Here is a 19,418-nt window from a genome sequence, read left to right on the forward strand (position 1 = left end):
ATTATGGTACAAGGACAGACTATATTAGGAGCTATAGCAGGAGATGTGATAGGGTCGGTGTATGAGTTTGATAATGTGCATACAATTGATTTTCCGCTATTTAAAGACGATACAACTTTTACTGATGATACGGTGATGACCATAGCTGTAGCTGATGCCCTACTCCATAATAAGGATTTTGCTGCTACTATGCACAGCTATGGGAGGACGTATGCCAATAGGGGCTACGGAGGACGCTTTAGATGGTGGTTATCACAAGAAACGCCAACGCCCGCTTATAACAGTTGGGGTAACGGTTCGGCTATGCGTGTGAGTGCTGTAGGCTTTGCTTATAATGATTTGGAAACGGTACTTGAAAAAGCTGAACAAACGGCTGAGGTAACGCATAATCACCCAGAAGGGATAAAAGGGGCTCAAGCTACAGCAGCGGCTATTTTTTGGGCGCGTATGGGTAAGAGCAAAGAGGAGATAAAAGAAGCTGTAACACAGACTTTTGGGTATGATTTGAACTTCACGATAGATGGAATACGCCCTACTTATAAATTTAATGAAAGTTGCCAAGAAACGGTACCGCAAGCTATTGTTGCCTTTTTAGAAAGTACTGATTATGAGAATGCTATACGCATAGCCATTTCGTTAGGGGGAGATAGTGATACCATAGCGTGTATAACGGGAGGTATAGCGGTGGCTTTTTATAAGGAGATGCCGGAAGCTATAGTAGAGAAAATGCGTTGGAAATATTTGCCTGATACTTTTGTAGCTATCATTGATGAGTTTGACTTAGTGTATGGAGGGAATGGGCGGAAATAAAAAATATTAAAAAATATTTGGTAGTAATAAATTTTCTTATTACTTTTGCCATTATTACTCCCGATGAGGGGGAAGATTTGTCGTTTAAAATACATAAAATATGAAATTTATAGTATCAAGTTCGTATCTATTAAAGAAATTGCAAGTGTTTGGAGGTGTTATCAATAGTAGTAACACTATGCCTATACTTGATAATTTCTTATTTGAACTTTCACCCAATTCATTAACTATTTCAGCCTCAGACCTTGAGACTACTGTGAGAGGGACATTGGAAGTGGAGTCGGATTCTGTGGGGAGTATTGCTATTTCGGCAAAGCTTTTGACTGATATTCTGAAAACTTTCTCAGAACAACCACTTACTTTTCTTGTAAAAGAGAATAATATAATAGAAATTAGTTCGACAACTGGTAACTATACATTGGCATACCTTGATGGGGCAGAGTTCCCTCAGCCAGTGGCTTTGCCAGAGGCTAACAAAGTAACGCTATTAGGTGACGTGTTAGCAACTGCTATACAAAAGACGATTTTTGCAGTAGGGAATGATGACTTGCGTCCGACAATGAGTGGGGTGCTATTTCAGTTTAACGAGCAAGGGCTTACCTTTGTAGGTACTGACGCTCATAAATTGGTGAAATACGAACGTGCAGACATTAAAGCTACAGAGGCTACTGATTTTATTATGCCTAAGAAACCGCTCAATATATTGAAGGGTATTTTGGCAGGTAGCGAAACTCAGGTAACCGTAGAATACAATGAGAGCAACGCTAAGTTCTCATTTGATGATATGGAGTTTATCTGTAGATTGATAGATGGTAAATATCCAAATTACGATGCGGTTATCCCGAAAGAAAATCCTAATAAGCTGACGCTAAACCGTTCGCAATTCTACAACTCGGTGAATCGTCTTTCACTATTCTCTAATAAAACGACTCACCAAGTACGCCTTAAAGTAGCTGGCTCAAGTCTTATTATTTCGGCAGAAGACGTAGACTACAGCAATAAAGGTGAGGAGCGTTTGACTTGTAACTATCAGGGCGATGATATGGAGATAGGGTTTAACTCTAAATTCTTGAAAGAGATGATTAACAACCTTGACTCTGACGAGATATTGTTAGAAATGTCATTGCCTAATCGCGCCGGTATTATTACTCCTATTGATGGTTTAGACGAGGGAGAAAAAGTACTGATGCTGGCGATGCCTATAATGCTTAACAATCAGTAAAAGATAGTTTTTTTTATTCATATCTATTGAAAAAAAGTGCTTTTGAGAAGTTTTTTCTTGAAAGCACTTTTTTTAAGACGAAAGATGAGAAGCGAGAGACGAATGGGCGGCAAAAAGAAAGTAGTGATTTTTTTCGGTGGTTTGGAAGTTTTTTATTACTTTTGCAAAATAATCCCAAATTGTGGGGCAGGAGGGTGAAATGCCTTTTTTGAAGTTTTACACAAAAACATCCCCCCAGCCCCCTTCAAAGGGGGAGATGTGATGGTATGCATACACGAATATTAGTAAAAGGGGGGGGATTTTAATGATTGTTTATAATTTGATATATGAAATACTTTATAGGAAAACTTAAACCTTTCGCTTATATAGCTGGCTTATATGTGATAATATCGCTGATAATGCGCTGTGTGTTTGTATTTCACCCTATCACTACGGCTTCTTTTTCTTTTGTAGAAGTGCTGAAAATATGTAGTATTGGGTTGGTTTCAGACGTGCTAACAATAGTATTAGCGATGGGTATTTTGGCTATTTACTTCCTTTTTATAGCCAATGTGAAATACAAAAAGCCTTATGGTTATCTCATCTTTGGGGCATTGGTGCTCTTCTTGCTCTATATCCAATTCTACCCTAATAATATATTTGAGCAGTACGGAGGGGTTATTCCTGAAATAGCATTGGCTTTTTTTGGTTTTAAAACCTTCTGTTTTGGTCTTTTGCTCTTCTTGCCTAAATATCGCGCAACACTGCGGAATATTCTCTATTTCATCACTTTATTTATTTATGTTTTTGCTATAGTGATGAATGCGGTAAGCGAGTATTTCTTTTGGAATGAATTTGGTATTCGGTATAACTTTATAGCAGTAGATTATTTGATTTACACTAATGAAGTGATAGGCAATATAATGGAGAGTTACCCTGTAGTGCCGCTGTTTTCTGGGGTATTTGCAGTAGTATTGGCGCTCACTATATGGGTATTTGTAAAAACGAAATCGGTTTTGACCTCTATTCCGACCCTATTGCAAAAGAGTATATATGTGCTTAACTATGCCGTACTCTCTATCTTAGCTATTTGGGCTTTACCAGCACTGCACAACTTGAGCGGTAGTAATATATTTGCACAAGAAATGCAAGCTAATGGAGTTTATAAATTTTATTACGCTTTCACCCATAGTGAGTTGGATTACGCTCAATTCTATCCTACTTTAGAGGAAGCAGAGGCTGAAGCAACACTTCTACAACAGATGAATGCTCCTGCCATTGAGCGTACTGTAGCTGCTAAGGGGCAAGAGCAACGCCGTAATGTGGTGCTTATTTCGGTAGAGAGTCTGTCGGCTGAATACCTTGCTCTCTATGGGAATGATGATAATCGCACACCGTTTTTAAACGAATTGGTAGATAAGAGTCTGTTTTTTACTAATCTTTATGCTACGGGAAATCGCACGGTACGTGGATTGGAAGCTTTGACGCTCTGCATACCCCCCACACCAGGGGAAAGTGTGGTAAAACGCAAGGATAATAAGAATAAGTTTACTACAGGTAGTGTGTTTAGAAGTAAAGGGTATGATGTGAAATTCCTTTATGGAGGCGATAGCTATTTTGACAATATGAAGGATTTCTTTACAGGTAATGGTTATGAGATAGTAGATAGCAAGAGTTTTTCGCCACAAGAGGTTACTTTTTCGAATATATGGGGTGTTTGTGATGAAGATATGGCTAATAAAGCTATAAAAGTGATGAATGAGCAGGCTAAAACAGGCAAGCCATTCTTTAATCACTGGATGACAGTTAGCAATCACAGACCTTTTACTTATCCAGATGGAAAAATAGATATACCACCTACCCTAAAGAAGCGAATAGGAGGCGTGAAGTATACCGATTATGCGCTAAAACACTTTTTTGAATTGGCTAAACAACAAGAATGGTATAAAAACACCTTATTTGTGATAGTAGCAGACCACTGTGCTTCGAGTGCAGGTAGTACAGAATTGCCCCTTGATGGGTATAGGATACCGTGCTTTATCTACGCTGATTTTATAACACCTAAAAAGGTAGATACGCTTGTATCGCAAATAGATGTGATGCCAACCGTATTGGGGCTCTTGAATTTTGAATACACTTCTAAATTTATAGGACAAGATGTATTTAGCGGGCACTACACACCGAGAGCTTATATAGCTACTTATCAGGATTTGGGCTATTTGTCGCCTACCCATTTGACTATTGTTTCGCCCTTGAATAAAATACGACAATACCAATTGTTGCCAGAGGCAGAACAGCCTGCAAAAGATTACCCTTTGTTCTATGAGCAGCAAGCGCAAACGCCTACAGGACAAGAAGTAAAAGAATGTATTTCGGCATACCAAGCAACCTCGCATTGGCTCAAAAAACAACAACTGAATGCGGTCAAGAAATAAACTAAAAATTATTAACGACCCAATTTATGGGTTTATACATATACCGAGCACATTGGTGTTTGATATTATAGAGCATCGCTATTTTCAGCGTTTGCGACGTATCAACCAAATGGGGCTTTCGTTCTTAGTTTTCCCAGGGGCTAAGCACACTCGTTTTGAACACGTCTTGGGGTGTATGTACCTGATGCAGAAGACGGTAGAGATGCTCCGTTTTAAAGGTGTGAGTATATCGGACAAGGAGGCAGAGGGGCTATACATTGCTATTTTGCTGCACGATATAGGGCACGGGCCTTTTTCGCACGCTATGGAACATAGCATAGTAGAGAATATCTCGCACGAGGATATTTCGCTGCTTTTTATGAAAGAACTCAATGCTACTTTCAATGGGAAATTAGAGTTGGCTATACAGATATTTCAGGGTACTTATCCGCGAAAGTTTATGCACCAACTCATCTCGAGTCAGCTGGATATGGACAGAGCAGATTATCTGAAGCGAGATAGTTTTTATACCGGAGTAGCAGAAGGGAATATCAACTCAGAACGACTTATCTCGATGCTGAATGTGCGCAATGACGAGTTGGTAGTAGAAGAAAAAGGGCTGTTTTCGGTAGAAAAGTTTCTGATAGCCAGAAGGCTTATGTATTGGCAGGTGTATTTGCACAAAACTAGTGTGACAGCAGAGCAGATGCTTATTAGGCTTCTGAAACGAGCTAAGATATTAGTGCAAGCAGGAGAACCACTGCGAATGTCGTCAGCCTTATCATTTTTTGTACATAACAGAATTTCAAACGAAAATTTTACCACAGAAGTACTCGAACAGTTTGCTCTGTTAGACGATACTGATATTTTTGCAGCTATGAAAGAGTGGCAGTTTCACTCAGATAGGGTGCTTTCCTCACTGAGCAGAATGCTGCTGAACCGCGACCTGCTGAAAGTAAAACTGCGTCCTACAGATTTTGAAGCGCTTAAGATAAAACGACTACAGAATATGGCGGTGATTAATGGCTATGCTCCTGAAACGGTAGATTATTTTGTATTTACAGGAATGATGGAAAATAGAGCCTATAATCCTGAGAAGCAAATCGTAAAACTCTTGACTAAGAATGGTAGAGTAGTGGATATTAGCAAGACCGCTGAGGGGCTGAACCTTGAGGCTCTGGCACAAAAAACGGTGAAATACTATGTGTGCTACCCTAAGTAGTCTGTGTGGAGCGAGAGGAAAGAAAATTGAAAAAAAATGATAAAAATAGATGTAGTTTAAAATAATTTTTATACTTTTGTTGCGAAAAATAGAGTCTAGAAACATCTGAAACAGGTAGCTTTAGAGCTATATCGTTTTGATTATAAACTAATTAAATGAAATTTACAGCAATACAAATAGCCAATGTACTGGGTGGAGAAGTAGAAGGAAACCCCACGGTGGAGGTGTATAAACTTTCAAAAATAGAAGAGGGGACAGAAGGGAGTATTTCATTTTTAGCCAATCCTAAATACAAGCATTTTATCTATACAACCCACGCGTCTGTAGTAATAGTAGGGAAGGATTTTGAACCAGAGAGTGCGCTTACTGCCACCTTAGTAAGAGTAGATGACCCTTACGCTGCTTTCTCGAAATTATTAGCGTTTTACAACGAGATAAAGTTGAACAAGACGGGGATAGAGCAGCCCTCATTTATAGCTGCCACTGCTAAAGTGGGCGAGAATGTGTATGTAGGAGCTTTTGCTTATATAGGCGAAAATGTAGTATTAGGCAACAATGTGAAGATATACCCTAACACCTATATAGGTGATAATTCGGTAATAGGTGATAATACCACTATATTCTCAGGCTGTAAGATATATTCGGAGACTGTAATAGGGAAAAATTGTACTCTACACAGTGGTGTGGTATTAGGGGCAGATGGTTTTGGCTTTGCTCCTAATGAAATAGGGGTATATAGCAAAGTGCCCCAAATAGGTAATGTAGTATTGGAAGATAATGTAGATATAGGGGCGAATAGTACCGTAGACCGTGCTACTCTGGGTTCGACTATTATACGACAAGGGGTGAAATTGGATAACCAAATACAGATAGCCCATAATGTAGAGATAGGTAAAAATACAGTGATAGCTGCGCAAACGGGTGTAGCAGGCTCTACTAAAATAGGTGAAAATGGAATGATAGGAGGGCAAGTGGGCATAGTAGGACACCTAACGATAGGAAACCGCGTACGCATACAAGCCCAAACAGGAGTAGGACGCAATCTGAAAGATGATGAAGTGATACAAGGTTCGCCAGCCTTGGGCTATGCAGAATACAACAAAGCCTATGTAGTATTTCGCAAGTTGCCAAACTTGCTAAAACGCATAGAAGAATTAGAAAAGAAATTAAAATAACAATATAATATGGTGAAGCAAAATACTTTATCCAAAGAAATATCTTTAGAAGGTATTGGCCTACACACAGGCAAACAAGTAAAAATGGTGCTAAAACCAGCCGCTATTGATAACGGATTTACCTTCGTACGTACTGATTTAGAAGGAAACCCTGTGGTAGAAGCTGACGCAACCTACGTATCGAACACTGAGCGAGGCACAGTGTTGGAGAAAAAAGGTGTGAGAATACAGACCTGTGAGCATATACTTGCGGCACTTGTAGGGATGGATTTGGATAATGTTATTATTGAACTGAACTCATCAGAGCCGCCAATAATGGACGGTTCGTCTAAGTTTTTTGTGGAAGCAATAGCCCAAGCGGGGATTGAGCCACAAGATGCCCCACGTAATGAATACGTGGTGAAACAAGTAATTACCTACGTAAATGAAGAAACAGGTAGTGAGATAACCCTTATACCTGCTGATGAGTACCAAGTAACTACAATGGTGGACTTTGGTACCAAGATATTGGGTACCCAAAACGCTTATCTGAATAAGCTATCAGATTTTAAGAACGAGATAGCAGATGCGCGTACTTTTAGTTTCTTGCACGAGCTTGAGACGCTAATTGACCACGGGCTTATAAAAGGAGGTGACCTAAATAATGCTATAGTGTATGTAGATAAAGAAATATCGGATACTACTATGCAAAAGTTAAAGAAAATCTTCAACAAAGATGAGATTACTGTAAAACCTAATGGGGTACTTGATAACCTTACGCTACACTACCCCAATGAGGCAGCTCGCCACAAACTATTAGATGTAATAGGAGACCTTGCCTTAGTAGGTACCCGTATACGTGGGAAAGTGATTGCTACAAAACCAGGGCACTTCACCAATACACAGTTTGCTAAAAAACTTTTGAAGATAATAAAAAATGAGCGACGTAATAACGTGCCTTCAATAGATATTAATCAGCCGCCATTGTTTAATACGGCTGATATAATGAAATTGTTGCCACATCGTCCTCCATTTTTATTAGTAGATAAGATATTTGAGCTTTCGGACAAGCATGTAATAGGATTAAAAAATGTGACGATGGACGAGCCTTTCTTTGTAGGGCACTTTCCTGGAGCACCTGTGATGCCAGGGGTATTGCAGATAGAAGCTATGGCACAAGCAGGTGGGGTACTTATACTTAGTACTGTACCCGATCCGGAGAATTATCTTACCTATTTTATGAAAATAGATAATGTGAAATTTAAGGTGCAAGTAGTACCTGGAGATACACTTATCTTTAAATTAGAATTGCTAACCCCTATAAGAAGAGGTATTTGCCATATGCAAGCATATGCATACGTAAATGGTAAGTTAGCTACAGAAGCAGAGCTGATGGCTCAAATAGTAAAAGTAAAATAAATGTATATGATACAACCTTTAGCTTACGTACACCCTGATGCTAAAATAGCAAAGAATGTAGTAATAGAGCCTTTCACTACTATTAGTAAGAATGTAGAGATAGGAGAAGGTACTTGGATAGGTCCTAATGTGACCATTATGGAAGGCGCACGCATTGGGAAGAATTGTAGAATATTCCCAGGGGCGGTTATTTCGGCTATTCCGCAAGACCTTAAATACAAAGGAGAAGAAACTACTACTCATATAGGGGATAACACTACTATACGAGAATGTGTGACCATAAACAAAGGTACCGCAGACCGTATGAAAACAGTAGTGGGTAACAACTGTTTGATAATGGCATACTCGCACGTGGCACACGACTGCATTATAGGTGAGGGTTGTATTTTTTCTAATAGTACAACTCTTGCTGGGCACGTAACTATTGGTGATTTCGTAGTAATGGCAGGGATGACAGCTGTATACCAATTTAGTTCGGTAGGTAGTTACGCTTTCGTAACAGGTGGGACAATGGTATCAAAAGATGTACCCCCTTATGCTAAGGCAGCGCGTAATCCTATTTCGTATGTAGGAGTAAACTCAATAGGGTTGCACAGAAGAGGCTTCAGTGTAGAAAAAATACGAGAAATACAAGATATATACCGTGTGCTTTTTCAGAAGAAACTGACCACTTCGCACGCTTTGGAATATATAGAAGCCGAAATGGAGGCTACCGTGGAGCGCGATGAGATACTGCAATTTGTGCGCAAATCGCAACACGGTATAATGAAAGGCTATTACGGTGAAAGTGTTTAGAAGAGTATTTAAAAATAAAAACAATAATAATTAATGGCAACAACAGCAGACATTAAAAAAGGATTATGTATCCGCTTTAACCACGACATTTATAAAATCATAGAGTTCCTACACGTGAAACCAGGGAAAGGACCTGCTTTCGTACGTACCAAGCTGAAAAGCGTTACCACAGGTAAAATATTGGATAACACTTTTTCGGCAGGGCATAAAATAGAAGATGTACGTGTAGAGACTCGCTCATTTCAGTACTTATATGCAGAAGGAGATGAGTTTGTGTTTATGAATAACGATGATTACAACCAAGTACATATCCGCAAAGATATGCTTGATTACCCAGACCTTCTAAAAGAAGGAGAGACTGTAATGGTAATCTTTAACGCAGAGGATGAAACTCCTCTTTCGGTAGAAATGCCTGCCAATGTAATCCTAACAGTAACACACGTAGAACCAGGTGTGAAAGGAAATACAGCTACTAATGCTACTAAACCTGCCACTGTAGAAACAGGAGCAACTGTAAATGTACCTCTTTTCATCAATGAAGGAGACCGCATAAAAGTGGAAACCGAAAAAGGTACTTATGTAGAAAGGATGAAAGATTAGTTTCCCCATATTTATAATTTTACTATTCAACAAAAGAGGTTGTCCTAAAGAAAAATAAACTTTTTGACGGAGAACCTCTTTTTTATTAAAATAAACATTCATATGCGTTTTCCTCAACCTTATACATTAAAACAAATAGCTACTATTATCAATGCCAAATATATAGGCGATGATGATTTTAGCGTATTGGGAATGAATGAGATACACGTAGTACAACCCGGTGATATAGTGTTTGTAGACCACCCTAAGTACTACGATAAAGCACTGCAATCGAAAGCGACTATAGTGCTGATAAACAAAGAAGTAGAGTGTCCTGAAGGTAAAGCTCTACTAATATCGGACGACCCATTTAGAGACTTTAATAAGCTAACCGATTTTTTTAAGCCTTTTGTAAAAGCTTTTTCGTTAGTAGCACCTACCGCTGTAATAGGGAAAAATACTATAATACAACCAGGGGCTTTTATCGGTAATAATGTGAAAATAGGGAAGAACTGCCTTATACACTCTAACGTATCGGTATATGACAATTGCGTAATAGGAGATAATGTAACTATACACGCAGGGACTGTATTGGGAGCCGATGCATTTTATTATAAAAAACGCCCTGAAGGATTTGATAAGCTAAAATCAGGCGGGAGAGTAGTGATAGAAGATAATGTAGATTTAGGCGCCCTTTGTACTATAGATAGAGGAGTGACAGGAGATACCACTATAAAGAAAGGGACGAAAATAGACAACCAAGTGCATATAGGGCACGACACTGTAGTAGGAGAGAAGTGCTTAATAGCTTCGCAGACAGGCATAGCTGGCTGTGTGGTAATAGAAGACGAGGTAACTATATGGGGGCAAGTAGGAATGACCAGTGGGATAACTATTGGCAAGAAAGCCGTTATATTGGCGCAGAGCGGTGTGTCGAAATCATTAGAAGGCAATCAAACCTACTTTGGTTACCCAGCAGGAGAAGCAAGAGAAAAATACAGAGAGATGAGTGCGCTGAAACAGCTTATCAGCGCTAAGTAATAAGGAATTTTGTGAATTCTCAATTATTTTGTATCTTTGCAATTATTAATTATAAGAAAATAAATGGAGGCACCCATATTACAGCTGAAAGATGTAGCTGTATATCAAAATAATAATCTTATTCTTTCGAATATCAATCTTGCGATAGGAAAAGGAGAGTTAGTATATCTTATTGGGAAAACAGGTTCGGGAAAGAGTAGCCTTATTAAATTACTATACGGTGATTTACCTCTGACACAAGGGCAAGGAAAGGTAGTCGGTTTTAATTTGAAGAAGCTAAATGAAGACAAAATACCTTTGCTAAGGAGAAAATTAGGGGTGGTATTTCAGGATTTCAAACTGCTTACCGATCGTAGTGTGTATGACAATCTCGCTTTTGTACTAAAAGCAACTGGTTGGACAGATAAAATAGCTATTAAAAACCGTATAAAAGAAGTTTTAACAAAGGTGAAGATGGAAACGAAAGACTTTAAGTTTCCGCACGAGCTTTCAGGAGGGGAGCAACAACGTGTAGCTATTGCGCGTGCCCTTTTAAACAACCCAGAGCTTATACTTGCTGACGAACCTACAGGGAATTTAGACCCAGAAACAAGTGTGGAAATAATGCAAGTACTGAAGGAGATAAATGCTTCGGGACGTACTATATTAATGGCTACACACGATTACGCCCTTATACTTAAATTTCCGTCGAAAACCCTGAAATGCGATGGAGAAAGAGTATTTGAGGTAGTACAAAGGAGGGTTTAATTAGCAAATTAGCAGATTAGCAGATTAGCAAATTTGTTGGAGAGAGAAAAAGATTAAAAATATAATAAAAATAATAATATATAATGGCGATAAAAATACTTGCAAATGATGGTATATCTGAGACAGGTAAGGTAGCTTTGGAGCGGGAAGGATTTGAGGTTATCACTACAAAAGTAGCTCAGAATCAGTTAGTAGATTATATAAATAAACACAATATCGATGCTCTGATAGTACGTTCGGCTACCCAAGTGCGCAAAGATATTATAGATGGCTGTCCTACACTAAAACTTATTGGTAGGGGAGGGGTAGGTATGGATAATATAGATGTAGCGTATGCTAAGAGCAAGCAGCTACACGTAATTAATACTCCTGCTTCATCAGCTAATTCGGTAGCAGAATTGGTATTTGCACACCTTTTTACTGGAGTTCGCTATCTACACGACGCTAACCGCAATATGCCATTGGAAGGTGACCAACGATTTAATGAACTGAAGAAAAACTACAATAATGGGGCAGAACTGAGAGGTAAAACTCTTGGTATTATAGGCTTTGGACGCAGTGGCCAAGCAGTAGCCCGTATAGCTATAGGCTTAGGAATGCGTGTGTTAGCATATGACCCTAATGTGCAAGAGACTGTAATTACTCTTAGTTTTTTTGACGGACAAGAGACCTCTTTTACAGTGAAAACAGTAGCAAAAGAGCAACTACTGATGGAATCAGATTTTATAACCCTTAATAACAGTCCAGCAGATGGAGGTTATGTGCTTGATGAAGAAGAATTTAGGATGATGAAAGACGGAGTAGGGGTTATAAATCTATCAAGAGGAGGAGCACTGAATGAAGTAGCGCTAATAGAAGCTATAGATCACGGAAAAGTAGCTTTTGCAGGCTTAGATGTATTTGAAAATGAACCTAATCCGGCTATACAAGTGCTGATGCACCCCCAAATTTCGCTTACGCCCCATATAGGTGCAGCTACTAATGAGGCACAAGACCGTATCGGCACAGAATTAGCCGCTCAAATAGTAACTTTATTAAAATAATTATATAAAATGGCAGGAATTTTAGACTTCTTGGGTGGGGAGAACCTCCAACAAATCGTTAACGGGCTTAGTGAAAAGACCGGAGTATCAACAGATAAAGTAGGTACCGTGTTAGATTCGCTTAAGCAAATGTTAGGACAAGGTGAAAATACTGGCGCTGAACTGCTAAGCAAACTAACAGGCGACGGACAATCGTCTACCTTGCAAGCTATCAGCGAAAAAACAGGAGTTTCTCTTGACAATGTGAGCCAAATATTCCAAAACTTAACTCCTATGATTTCTAACTTCTTTGGAGGAAAAGGCGGAAATATAGGCGATATGCTTACCTCTTTCCTTGATAAAAACAAGGACGGAAATGTAATGGATGATATAATGGGTGGTATAGGTAACCTTTTCGGAGGTAAATAATTACATTTTAATACATTGATTTTTACTTTGGCAGAGTTTTTGCTCTGCCAAAGTAATTTTTGTTAGTTATGACAGAAGACGAATACTTTATGCAGAAGGCACTTGAAGAAGCAAAAGTGGCTTTTGAAGAAGATGAAATACCGGTAGGAGCTATTATAACTATTGACAACAGAATAATAGCACGTGCGCATAATATGACTGAGCGACTAAATGATGTTACAGCGCACGCTGAGATGCAGGCTATTACGATGGCAGCTAACTACTTAGGAGGTAAATACTTAAAAGATTGTACTATGTACCTCACTTTAGAGCCTTGTGCTATGTGTGCGGGAGCCTTATATTGGAGTCAGTTGTCGCGGTTAGTTTATGCGGCAGCCGATACGCACAGAGGGTATACCGTGATGGGTGGTACTCTTCACCCCAAAACCGACATTACAACAGGTGTGTTAGCAGCGCCTGCTACAGAACTTTTAAAACAATTTTTTCAGCAGAAAAGAAAACGATGATGAGACTACTTTTCATACTATCATTTTGGTTGGGAATGACTTCACTTTTTTCCCAAACAGTTGATACATTGGAAGTAAAAACAAAAGATACTCTTATCAATCCTATTAATCCGCAACGTTCTGCTAAAAATAAAGCCTTCTATGAGAAAATACGGACGTACTTACGCAAACATAGACTCACAAAAAGGTTAGATGACCTCATACAAACACCTACTGCTACAGCTGCGGTAGCTACCCCTACTCAATTAATTACTATTCCTGAAAAAAAGATAATACCTAAGCCCTCTTATCAGGGGAAAATAATTCGGAAAATACATATTCGTACATTAGACCCCTTTGGGTTTGATGAAAAAGATAGTACAAAAGTGCCTCGTACCCGTTTAGAGCATTATGGCAATATGTTGCATATAAAGACACGTGAGGGTACTGTAAAGGGGATACTGCTGTTTAAATCGCATACCCCATTAGATACTCTCTTGCTGAGCGAGAGTGAGCGATTATTGCGTAATCAGCGGTATATACGAAGGGTGCAGATAACACCAGAGCTTATTTCGCAGTCGTCGGATTCGGTAGATGTGTATGTAACTGTACTTGACAGTTGGACAATGTACTTTGATGGAGATTTAGCGGGGAACAAAGGATGGACACGACTTACAGAGCAGAACCTTTTTGGGTTAGGACACGAAGCCACATTTACCTATCAACAATTCTTTTCTGGGATTTCTAATAACGGGAAAGGTATGAGTTATACATTGCGGAATATTAGGAATACTCATATAAATGTACGCGGATCATATTATGCAGATTATGACAATTATTTCAGCAAATATTTGTATGTAGAGCGCCCGCTGTATTCGCCATTAGCTCGATGGTCGGGGGGATTGTCTTATTACGAATACAGAGATGAGGAAGATTTGCGTACGCGTACTACTTATACCCCTTTACTTCACTCGAAAAGTTTTACCGCTTTTGGTAGTTGGGTTAAACCTATAAAGATGGAGGGCAATAAGAATATCAACAACTTTATAATAGCTGTAAATTACAGAAATATAAGTTATTACAGAAATTCACTTCAGGTTCCTTATAAAGAAACTTATCATTCTAATGAAAATCAATGGCTTACGCAGTTTAGTTTGAACAGCAGTAACTTTGTGAAAGACCGATACCTATTTCGCAATGGAGATACAGAAGATGTAGGGGTAGGACATTCTATATTTCTAACCTCTGGAATGATTTGGAAAAATACCACACTTTTGCCCTATTTTTCTGTTGGAGCACAACGCGCTTATTACGCCAAAAGTGGGTATTATGCAATGCATTTGGAAGTAGGTACTTTTATAACTCAAGGAGCTTTGAAAGAAATAGTAATAAAAGGGAGTGCTACTCACTTCACTAATCTATTTGATATAGGTAACTGGCACTTTAGAGAGTTTTTAAGAGCAAACTTTGTGTTAGGAGTTAATGACTTTGTATATCAACATAAAATCATCAACCTTAATGGTAGCAATGGGATTTCAGGCTTTAGCAGCGAGAAAGTTTACGGTACTAGAAAGCTCTTACTAACCACACAAACACAAATTTATGCCCCTTTTCAGTTTATTGGTTTTCGTATTAGTCCGTTTTTATCAGCAGACTTAGGTTTTATAGGACGAGATAACACCTCTTTTTTTAAAACGGAATGTTATGCTAAATGTGCCTTGGGTTTTTACATCACTAATGATTATTTGCCTTTTGGAGCTATACAATTTTCATTTGCGTATTACCCAGTAGTACCAGGTACGGGGAATCATATCATAAAGATAACAGGAGATACCAATGACGACTTTAGATTACACAGTTTTTCGCAACGAATGCCAGCGGTTACAAGTTTTAGATAAAACTGACAAAATGGCTTGATAGATTATATTGGCAATATTTTTGCTTTTTAAAGTAAATAATAGTATTTTTGCACGCTTTATAAGCACACAATAGTTATAACTAAAAAAATAGAAGAGCTTTGAATAAAGAATTATCATCAAATACCCTGATAACCAATATTATAGCAGGTATTGAAAAAGTAAAAGGAACAGACATCACTATTATGGACTTGCGTGAAGTAGAGAACACGGTGTGTGACTATTTCATTTTATGCAATGGTTCGTCAAACACCCAAGTGGCAGCTATTTCGGGCGCTATACAGAGAGTAGTAAGCCAAGCAGACGAACATCAGCATCCTTGGCACGTAGAAGGAGAAGCTAATGCTGAATGGGTACTGATAGACTATGTAGATGTAGTTGTACACATCTTTCAGACGCGTTTGCGTGCCCACTACGACTTAGAAGGGCTATGGGGTGATGCTAAAATTATAAACTTAGAAACTAACTATTAATATGGCAGATAACAATAATAACGGAAGTCGATTTTCAGCCTATTGGCTTTACGCTGTTTTACTCCTTATACTTTTAGGATTTAATTATTATTCGGGAGCAACATTTTGGACGCAACCGAAAGAGATACCTCAATCAAAATTTGAAGAGTATTTGACCAATGGCGATGTATCTAAAATAATCATTCTCAATAAGAAAGAAGCTAATGTATACCTTACCCCTAATGCCCTGAAAAAAGAAGAGCACAAAGAGGTGAGACCTACAGGCAATGCTATTATGCAAAGTGGTAATCCTGCAGATGTGCCCCAATATCGATTTGAATTGGGAGACTTGAGCAACTTTGAGAACCGATTTGACCAAATAGTAAAAGATAATAACTTAGAAACCACTCGTGAAAACAAGAGTCAGCAGAATTTATTGTCAGACCTGCTGCTTACCGTTTTACCTTTTGCCTTAGTTATAGGTGTTTGGATTTATATAATGCGCCGTATGTCTGGAGGTGGCCCTGGAGGTATTTTTAGCATAGGGAAATCGAAAGCAAGAGTTTTTGATGAGAAAAAAGAAAACCGCGTAACATTTCAAGATGTAGCAGGACTTGAAGGAGCTAAAGAAGAGGTACAAGAAATAGTAGATTTTCTTAAAAATCCAGATAAATATACTTCGCTTGGGGGAAAAATTCCAAGAGGAGCCTTATTAGTAGGTCCTCCTGGAACGGGTAAAACCTTATTAGCGAAAGCTGTAGCAGGAGAGGCACAAGTGCCATTCTTCTCGTTATCAGGTTCTGATTTCGTAGAGATGTTTGTAGGGGTAGGAGCCTCGAGAGTGCGAGACCTTTTTAAACAAGCTAAAGAAAAAGCACCCGCTATCATCTTCATAGATGAGATTGATGCGATAGGGCGTGCTCGTGGCAAAAATGTAATGACAGGCGCTAATGATGAGCGCGAAAATACCCTTAACCAACTACTAACAGAAATGGATGGTTTTGGTTCGCATACTAATGTAATTGTATTGGCTGCTACTAACCGTGCTGATATATTGGACAAAGCACTGATGCGAGCAGGACGTTTCGACCGACAAATATATGTAGAGCTGCCTAACCTAAATGAGCGCAAGCAGATATTTCAGGTGCATTTGAAGCCTATTAAGACATCAGAAACATTGGATATAGACTTCCTTGCGAAGCAAACACCAGGATTTTCGGGAGCTGATATTGCCAATGTATGTAATGAAGCAGCCCTTATAGCTGCCCGTAAAGGAAAAACAGCTGTAAGTAAGCAAGAATTCTTAGATGCGGTAGACAGAATAGTAGGAGGGCTTGAGAAAAAGAGCAAGATATTGACTCCTGAAGAGCGTAAGGCAATTGCTTTTCACGAGGCTGGACACGCAACGGTTAGCTGGCTGTTAGAATATGCCGCTCCGTTAGTGAAAGTGACTATTGTGCCACGAGGACAATCATTAGGAGCCGCTTGGTATTTGCCAGAGGAAAGACAAATAGTTCGCACAGAGCAAATACTTGATGAGATGTGCGCCGCTTTAGGAGGTAGAGCTGCTGAGAAAGTGATTTTTGATAAAATATCAACAGGAGCCCTTAGTGACCTTGAGAAAGTGACTAAACAAGCTCGCGCTATGGTGACTATCTATGGACTTAATGACAAAATAGGTAACCTTACTTATTATGATTCAGCACAGTCTGATTACGGATTTACAAAACCTTATAGCGAGCGTACTGCCCATTTGATAGATGAGGAAATCTCTAAAATTATAGAGGAACAATACCAACGCGCTATAAAGATACTTTCGGAAAATAAAGAAAAACTTACTATTTTGGCAAATCTACTTTTAGAACGAGAAGTGATATTCCGCGATGATTTGGAAAATATTTTTGGTAAGCGAAAATACAAAGATGCTGAAGAAGCTATAGAAGCCGAGATACCAGCAGAAAATAAAAATGTGGCTGAGGTAACCCAATGAAAATAACCGCTCAAATAAAAGAACCCATCAGAGAGGAGATGGAGCTTTTTGAACAGAAGTTCCGCGGAGCTATGTCGTCTAAAGTAGCTTTGCTAAACCGTATTACCTATTATATAGTAAATAGGAAAGGCAAGCAAATGCGCCCAATGTTTATTTTTTTGGTAGCAAAAATGCTTTCGGGAGGCAAGGTAACAGAGCGTACTTATCGCGGAGCTTCGGTGATAGAGCTTATTCACACAGCTACATTAGTACACGATGATGTGGTAGATGATAGCAATAAAAGGAGAGGTTTCTTTTCTATCAACGCACTATGGAAGAATAAAATAGCTGTTTTAGTAGGAGACTATCTTCTGTCGAAAGGTTTGCTTCTGTCTATTGATAATGGTGATTTTGACCTGCTACGTATTATTTCAGTAGCTGTACGGGAGATGAGTGAAGGCGAACTGCTACAGATGGAGAAAGCTCGCCGCTTGGATATAGTAGAAGAGGTATATTATGAAGTAATTAGGCAAAAAACAGCTACCCTTATAGCTGCGTGTTGTGCTATGGGAGCTTGCTCAGTAATGCCTGATGCACCAGAGTTGATAGAGAAAATGCGCCTCTTTGGAGAGTATATAGGAATGGCTTTTCAGATAAAAGATGATCTTTTTGATTATACAGAAGATGCTATAGGAAAGCCTACAGGTATAGATATTAAAGAGCAAAAAATGACTCTTCCTCTTATCTATGTACTTAATACTTGTACAGAAGAAGAGAAAAAATGGCTTATCAACTCGGTAAAAAAATATAATAAGGATAAGAAAAGAGTAAAAGAGGTTATAAACTTTGTTAAAACTCATAATGGATTAGAGTATGCTACAGCTAAGATGAAAGATTTTCAGCAAAAAGCACTGAGTTTGTTAGATGAATTTCCTGCTTCTGCTTATAAAGAATCATTGATTTTGATGGTGAATTATGTAATCAATAGGAATATTTAGTAGGTGAGGAGTAGGTGTTTTTTGAGTGAATTAAAATATTTCTAAATAAAGTAGTCTATTATTTTGTATATTTCTAAATAGTTTGTATCTTTGCAGCGTCAAAAATATTAAAACCAAACATATATGAAATTACAATTTTTAGTACCTGCGGTTATGACAGGAATGATGCTTTTTAGTACATCTTGTAAGAAAGATGATGATAACAAGATTGAAGCTCCTATGGAGAATGCTAGAGAAGCTACAATTGATGCTTCAGGAAATGAATGGAAATACTTTTCTTTTTCTTCTGGAAAAGAAGTGTCGGTAGCGAGTCCTACTACCAGCTTGGATTGGGATATTGCTTTCAATCGTTACTATGTAAAATTAAATGGTGGTGCATCGGGAGATGGTAAAGCAGAAGCGCTGAAAACTGATAAAACTCAGTGGAATGAGGTAAACGAAGCTCCTACCACAGGCTACAGCAAAGATGAAAAAGGTACTATGCAACTTGGTATGCCTCCTAAACCTATAGAAGGCACTTTCTGTAAAATAATTTCAGGAGGAATGAAAGATGAAAATAAAACGGGCTACGTTACTTACAACCCCAAAGTAATGCAAAGTGGAGGAGGAAATCCTTATGAAATTTACAAGTATGTATATGTTTTAAAAGCTGCAAATGGTGATTTTGTAAAAATACAGTTTACAGATTATTTAAATGATAAAAATAAAGGAGGACATCCTAAATTTAACTATATAGTTAGTAAAGATAGTAAATTCTAAGTTAAA

The 19,418-nt window shown here is 38.5% G+C and carries 18 protein-coding genes; all 18 read left to right on the forward strand.

Translation table 11 applies throughout. The features are described from left to right. Nucleotides 1–3 precede the first annotated feature (3 nt). Nucleotides 4–810 carry an ADP-ribosylglycohydrolase family protein gene (locus C8P65_RS02950; RefSeq protein WP_211305873.1) on the forward strand — a complete coding sequence of 269 codons (807 nt, stop codon included), beginning with the start codon at nt 4–6 and terminating at the stop codon, nt 808–810. Nucleotides 811–910: 100 nt separating this feature from the next. Continuing rightward, nucleotides 911–2,032 (forward strand): DNA polymerase III subunit beta, encoded by a 1,122-nt coding sequence (gene dnaN / locus C8P65_RS02955; protein WP_095913175.1) that lies wholly within the window; start codon nt 911–913, stop codon nt 2,030–2,032. A 326-nt stretch (nt 2,033–2,358) separates the two neighbouring features. Next, nucleotides 2,359–4,446, forward strand: coding sequence for an LTA synthase family protein (locus tag C8P65_RS02960; RefSeq protein WP_107781192.1), 2,088 nt, complete (start codon nt 2,359–2,361; stop codon nt 4,444–4,446). Then, nucleotides 4,430–5,647, forward strand: a complete 1,218-nt coding sequence (locus tag C8P65_RS02965; RefSeq protein ID WP_107781194.1) for an HD domain-containing protein — start codon at nt 4,430–4,432, stop codon at nt 5,645–5,647. Before C8P65_RS02960 ends, C8P65_RS02965 begins: the two co-directional genes overlap by 17 nt. A gap of 155 nt (nt 5,648–5,802) precedes the next feature. Then, nucleotides 5,803–6,822: a UDP-3-O-(3-hydroxymyristoyl)glucosamine N-acyltransferase gene (gene lpxD / locus C8P65_RS02970; protein ID WP_107781196.1), complete on the forward strand. Its 1,020-nt coding sequence runs from the start codon at nt 5,803–5,805 to the stop codon at nt 6,820–6,822. 9 nt (nt 6,823–6,831) lie between these two features. Then, nucleotides 6,832–8,220 (forward strand): bifunctional UDP-3-O-[3-hydroxymyristoyl] N-acetylglucosamine deacetylase/3-hydroxyacyl-ACP dehydratase, encoded by a 1,389-nt coding sequence (locus tag C8P65_RS02975; RefSeq protein ID WP_095913171.1) that lies wholly within the window; start codon nt 6,832–6,834, stop codon nt 8,218–8,220. A gap of 6 nt (nt 8,221–8,226) precedes the next feature. Continuing rightward, nucleotides 8,227–9,015 carry an acyl-ACP--UDP-N-acetylglucosamine O-acyltransferase gene (lpxA, locus tag C8P65_RS02980; RefSeq protein WP_034540269.1) on the forward strand — a complete coding sequence of 263 codons (789 nt, stop codon included), beginning with the start codon at nt 8,227–8,229 and terminating at the stop codon, nt 9,013–9,015. A 33-nt stretch (nt 9,016–9,048) separates the two neighbouring features. After that, nucleotides 9,049–9,615 (forward strand): elongation factor P, encoded by a 567-nt coding sequence (gene efp, locus C8P65_RS02985; protein WP_009391169.1) that lies wholly within the window; start codon nt 9,049–9,051, stop codon nt 9,613–9,615. A 102-nt stretch (nt 9,616–9,717) separates the two neighbouring features. Beyond that, nucleotides 9,718–10,635 (forward strand): UDP-3-O-(3-hydroxymyristoyl)glucosamine N-acyltransferase, encoded by a 918-nt coding sequence (locus tag C8P65_RS02990; protein ID WP_107781198.1) that lies wholly within the window; start codon nt 9,718–9,720, stop codon nt 10,633–10,635. Between the two features lie 63 nt (nt 10,636–10,698). Continuing rightward, a complete protein-coding gene (locus C8P65_RS02995) occupies nt 10,699–11,382 on the forward strand; it encodes a cell division ATP-binding protein FtsE (RefSeq protein WP_095913169.1) in 684 nt (227 codons plus the stop codon). A gap of 83 nt (nt 11,383–11,465) precedes the next feature. Continuing rightward, entirely contained in the window at nt 11,466–12,425 is a 960-nt protein-coding gene (locus C8P65_RS03000; protein ID WP_107781200.1) for a D-2-hydroxyacid dehydrogenase, read from the forward strand. Nucleotides 12,426–12,434: 9 nt separating this feature from the next. Then, nucleotides 12,435–12,833 (forward strand): DUF937 domain-containing protein, encoded by a 399-nt coding sequence (locus tag C8P65_RS03005; RefSeq protein ID WP_009391173.1) that lies wholly within the window; start codon nt 12,435–12,437, stop codon nt 12,831–12,833. Between the two features lie 68 nt (nt 12,834–12,901). Further along, nucleotides 12,902–13,339, forward strand: coding sequence for a nucleoside deaminase (locus C8P65_RS03010; RefSeq protein ID WP_095913167.1), 438 nt, complete (start codon nt 12,902–12,904; stop codon nt 13,337–13,339). Further along, nucleotides 13,339–15,216, forward strand: coding sequence for a BamA/TamA family outer membrane protein (locus C8P65_RS03015; protein ID WP_107781202.1), 1,878 nt, complete (start codon nt 13,339–13,341; stop codon nt 15,214–15,216). The genes C8P65_RS03010 and C8P65_RS03015 overlap by 1 nt, the downstream gene beginning before the upstream one ends. Nucleotides 15,217–15,335: 119 nt before the next feature. Then, nucleotides 15,336–15,707: a ribosome silencing factor gene (gene rsfS, locus C8P65_RS03020; RefSeq protein WP_034540847.1), complete on the forward strand. Its 372-nt coding sequence runs from the start codon at nt 15,336–15,338 to the stop codon at nt 15,705–15,707. A 1-nt stretch (nt 15,708) separates the two neighbouring features. Further along, nucleotides 15,709–17,676: an ATP-dependent zinc metalloprotease FtsH gene (gene ftsH / locus C8P65_RS03025; RefSeq protein ID WP_107781204.1), complete on the forward strand. Its 1,968-nt coding sequence runs from the start codon at nt 15,709–15,711 to the stop codon at nt 17,674–17,676. Then, entirely contained in the window at nt 17,673–18,653 is a 981-nt protein-coding gene (locus C8P65_RS03030) for a polyprenyl synthetase family protein (RefSeq protein WP_095913164.1), read from the forward strand. Before ftsH ends, C8P65_RS03030 begins: the two co-directional genes overlap by 4 nt. A gap of 123 nt (nt 18,654–18,776) precedes the next feature. Then, nucleotides 18,777–19,412, forward strand: a complete 636-nt coding sequence (locus C8P65_RS03035) for an HmuY family protein (protein ID WP_107781206.1) — start codon at nt 18,777–18,779, stop codon at nt 19,410–19,412. The last annotated feature ends 6 nt before the right edge of the window (nt 19,413–19,418 follow it).

Source organism: Capnocytophaga leadbetteri (assembly GCF_003054025.1).
In the GTDB taxonomy this organism is placed as follows: domain Bacteria; phylum Bacteroidota; class Bacteroidia; order Flavobacteriales; family Flavobacteriaceae; genus Capnocytophaga; species Capnocytophaga leadbetteri.

Excerpts from the sequence above, each read along its gene's own strand:
- C8P65_RS02950 (WP_211305873.1), top strand. The coding sequence starts at position 4 with ATGGTACAAGGACAGACTATATTAGGAGCTATAGCAGGAGATGTGATA.
- dnaN (WP_095913175.1), top strand. The coding sequence starts at position 911 with ATGAAATTTATAGTATCAAGTTCGTATCTATTAAAGAAATTGCAAGTG.
- C8P65_RS02960 (WP_107781192.1), top strand. The coding sequence starts at position 2,359 with ATGAAATACTTTATAGGAAAACTTAAACCTTTCGCTTATATAGCTGGC.
- C8P65_RS02965 (WP_107781194.1), top strand. The coding sequence starts at position 4,430 with ATGCGGTCAAGAAATAAACTAAAAATTATTAACGACCCAATTTATGGG.
- lpxD (WP_107781196.1), top strand. The coding sequence starts at position 5,803 with ATGAAATTTACAGCAATACAAATAGCCAATGTACTGGGTGGAGAAGTA.
- C8P65_RS02975 (WP_095913171.1), top strand. The coding sequence starts at position 6,832 with ATGGTGAAGCAAAATACTTTATCCAAAGAAATATCTTTAGAAGGTATT.
- lpxA (WP_034540269.1), top strand. The coding sequence starts at position 8,227 with ATGATACAACCTTTAGCTTACGTACACCCTGATGCTAAAATAGCAAAG.
- efp (WP_009391169.1), top strand. The coding sequence starts at position 9,049 with ATGGCAACAACAGCAGACATTAAAAAAGGATTATGTATCCGCTTTAAC.
- C8P65_RS02990 (WP_107781198.1), top strand. The coding sequence starts at position 9,718 with ATGCGTTTTCCTCAACCTTATACATTAAAACAAATAGCTACTATTATC.
- C8P65_RS02995 (WP_095913169.1), top strand. The coding sequence starts at position 10,699 with ATGGAGGCACCCATATTACAGCTGAAAGATGTAGCTGTATATCAAAAT.
- C8P65_RS03000 (WP_107781200.1), top strand. The coding sequence starts at position 11,466 with ATGGCGATAAAAATACTTGCAAATGATGGTATATCTGAGACAGGTAAG.
- C8P65_RS03005 (WP_009391173.1), top strand. The coding sequence starts at position 12,435 with ATGGCAGGAATTTTAGACTTCTTGGGTGGGGAGAACCTCCAACAAATC.
- C8P65_RS03010 (WP_095913167.1), top strand. The coding sequence starts at position 12,902 with ATGACAGAAGACGAATACTTTATGCAGAAGGCACTTGAAGAAGCAAAA.
- C8P65_RS03015 (WP_107781202.1), top strand. The coding sequence starts at position 13,339 with ATGAGACTACTTTTCATACTATCATTTTGGTTGGGAATGACTTCACTT.
- ftsH (WP_107781204.1), top strand. The coding sequence starts at position 15,709 with ATGGCAGATAACAATAATAACGGAAGTCGATTTTCAGCCTATTGGCTT.
- C8P65_RS03030 (WP_095913164.1), top strand. The coding sequence starts at position 17,673 with ATGAAAATAACCGCTCAAATAAAAGAACCCATCAGAGAGGAGATGGAG.
- C8P65_RS03035 (WP_107781206.1), top strand. The coding sequence starts at position 18,777 with ATGAAATTACAATTTTTAGTACCTGCGGTTATGACAGGAATGATGCTT.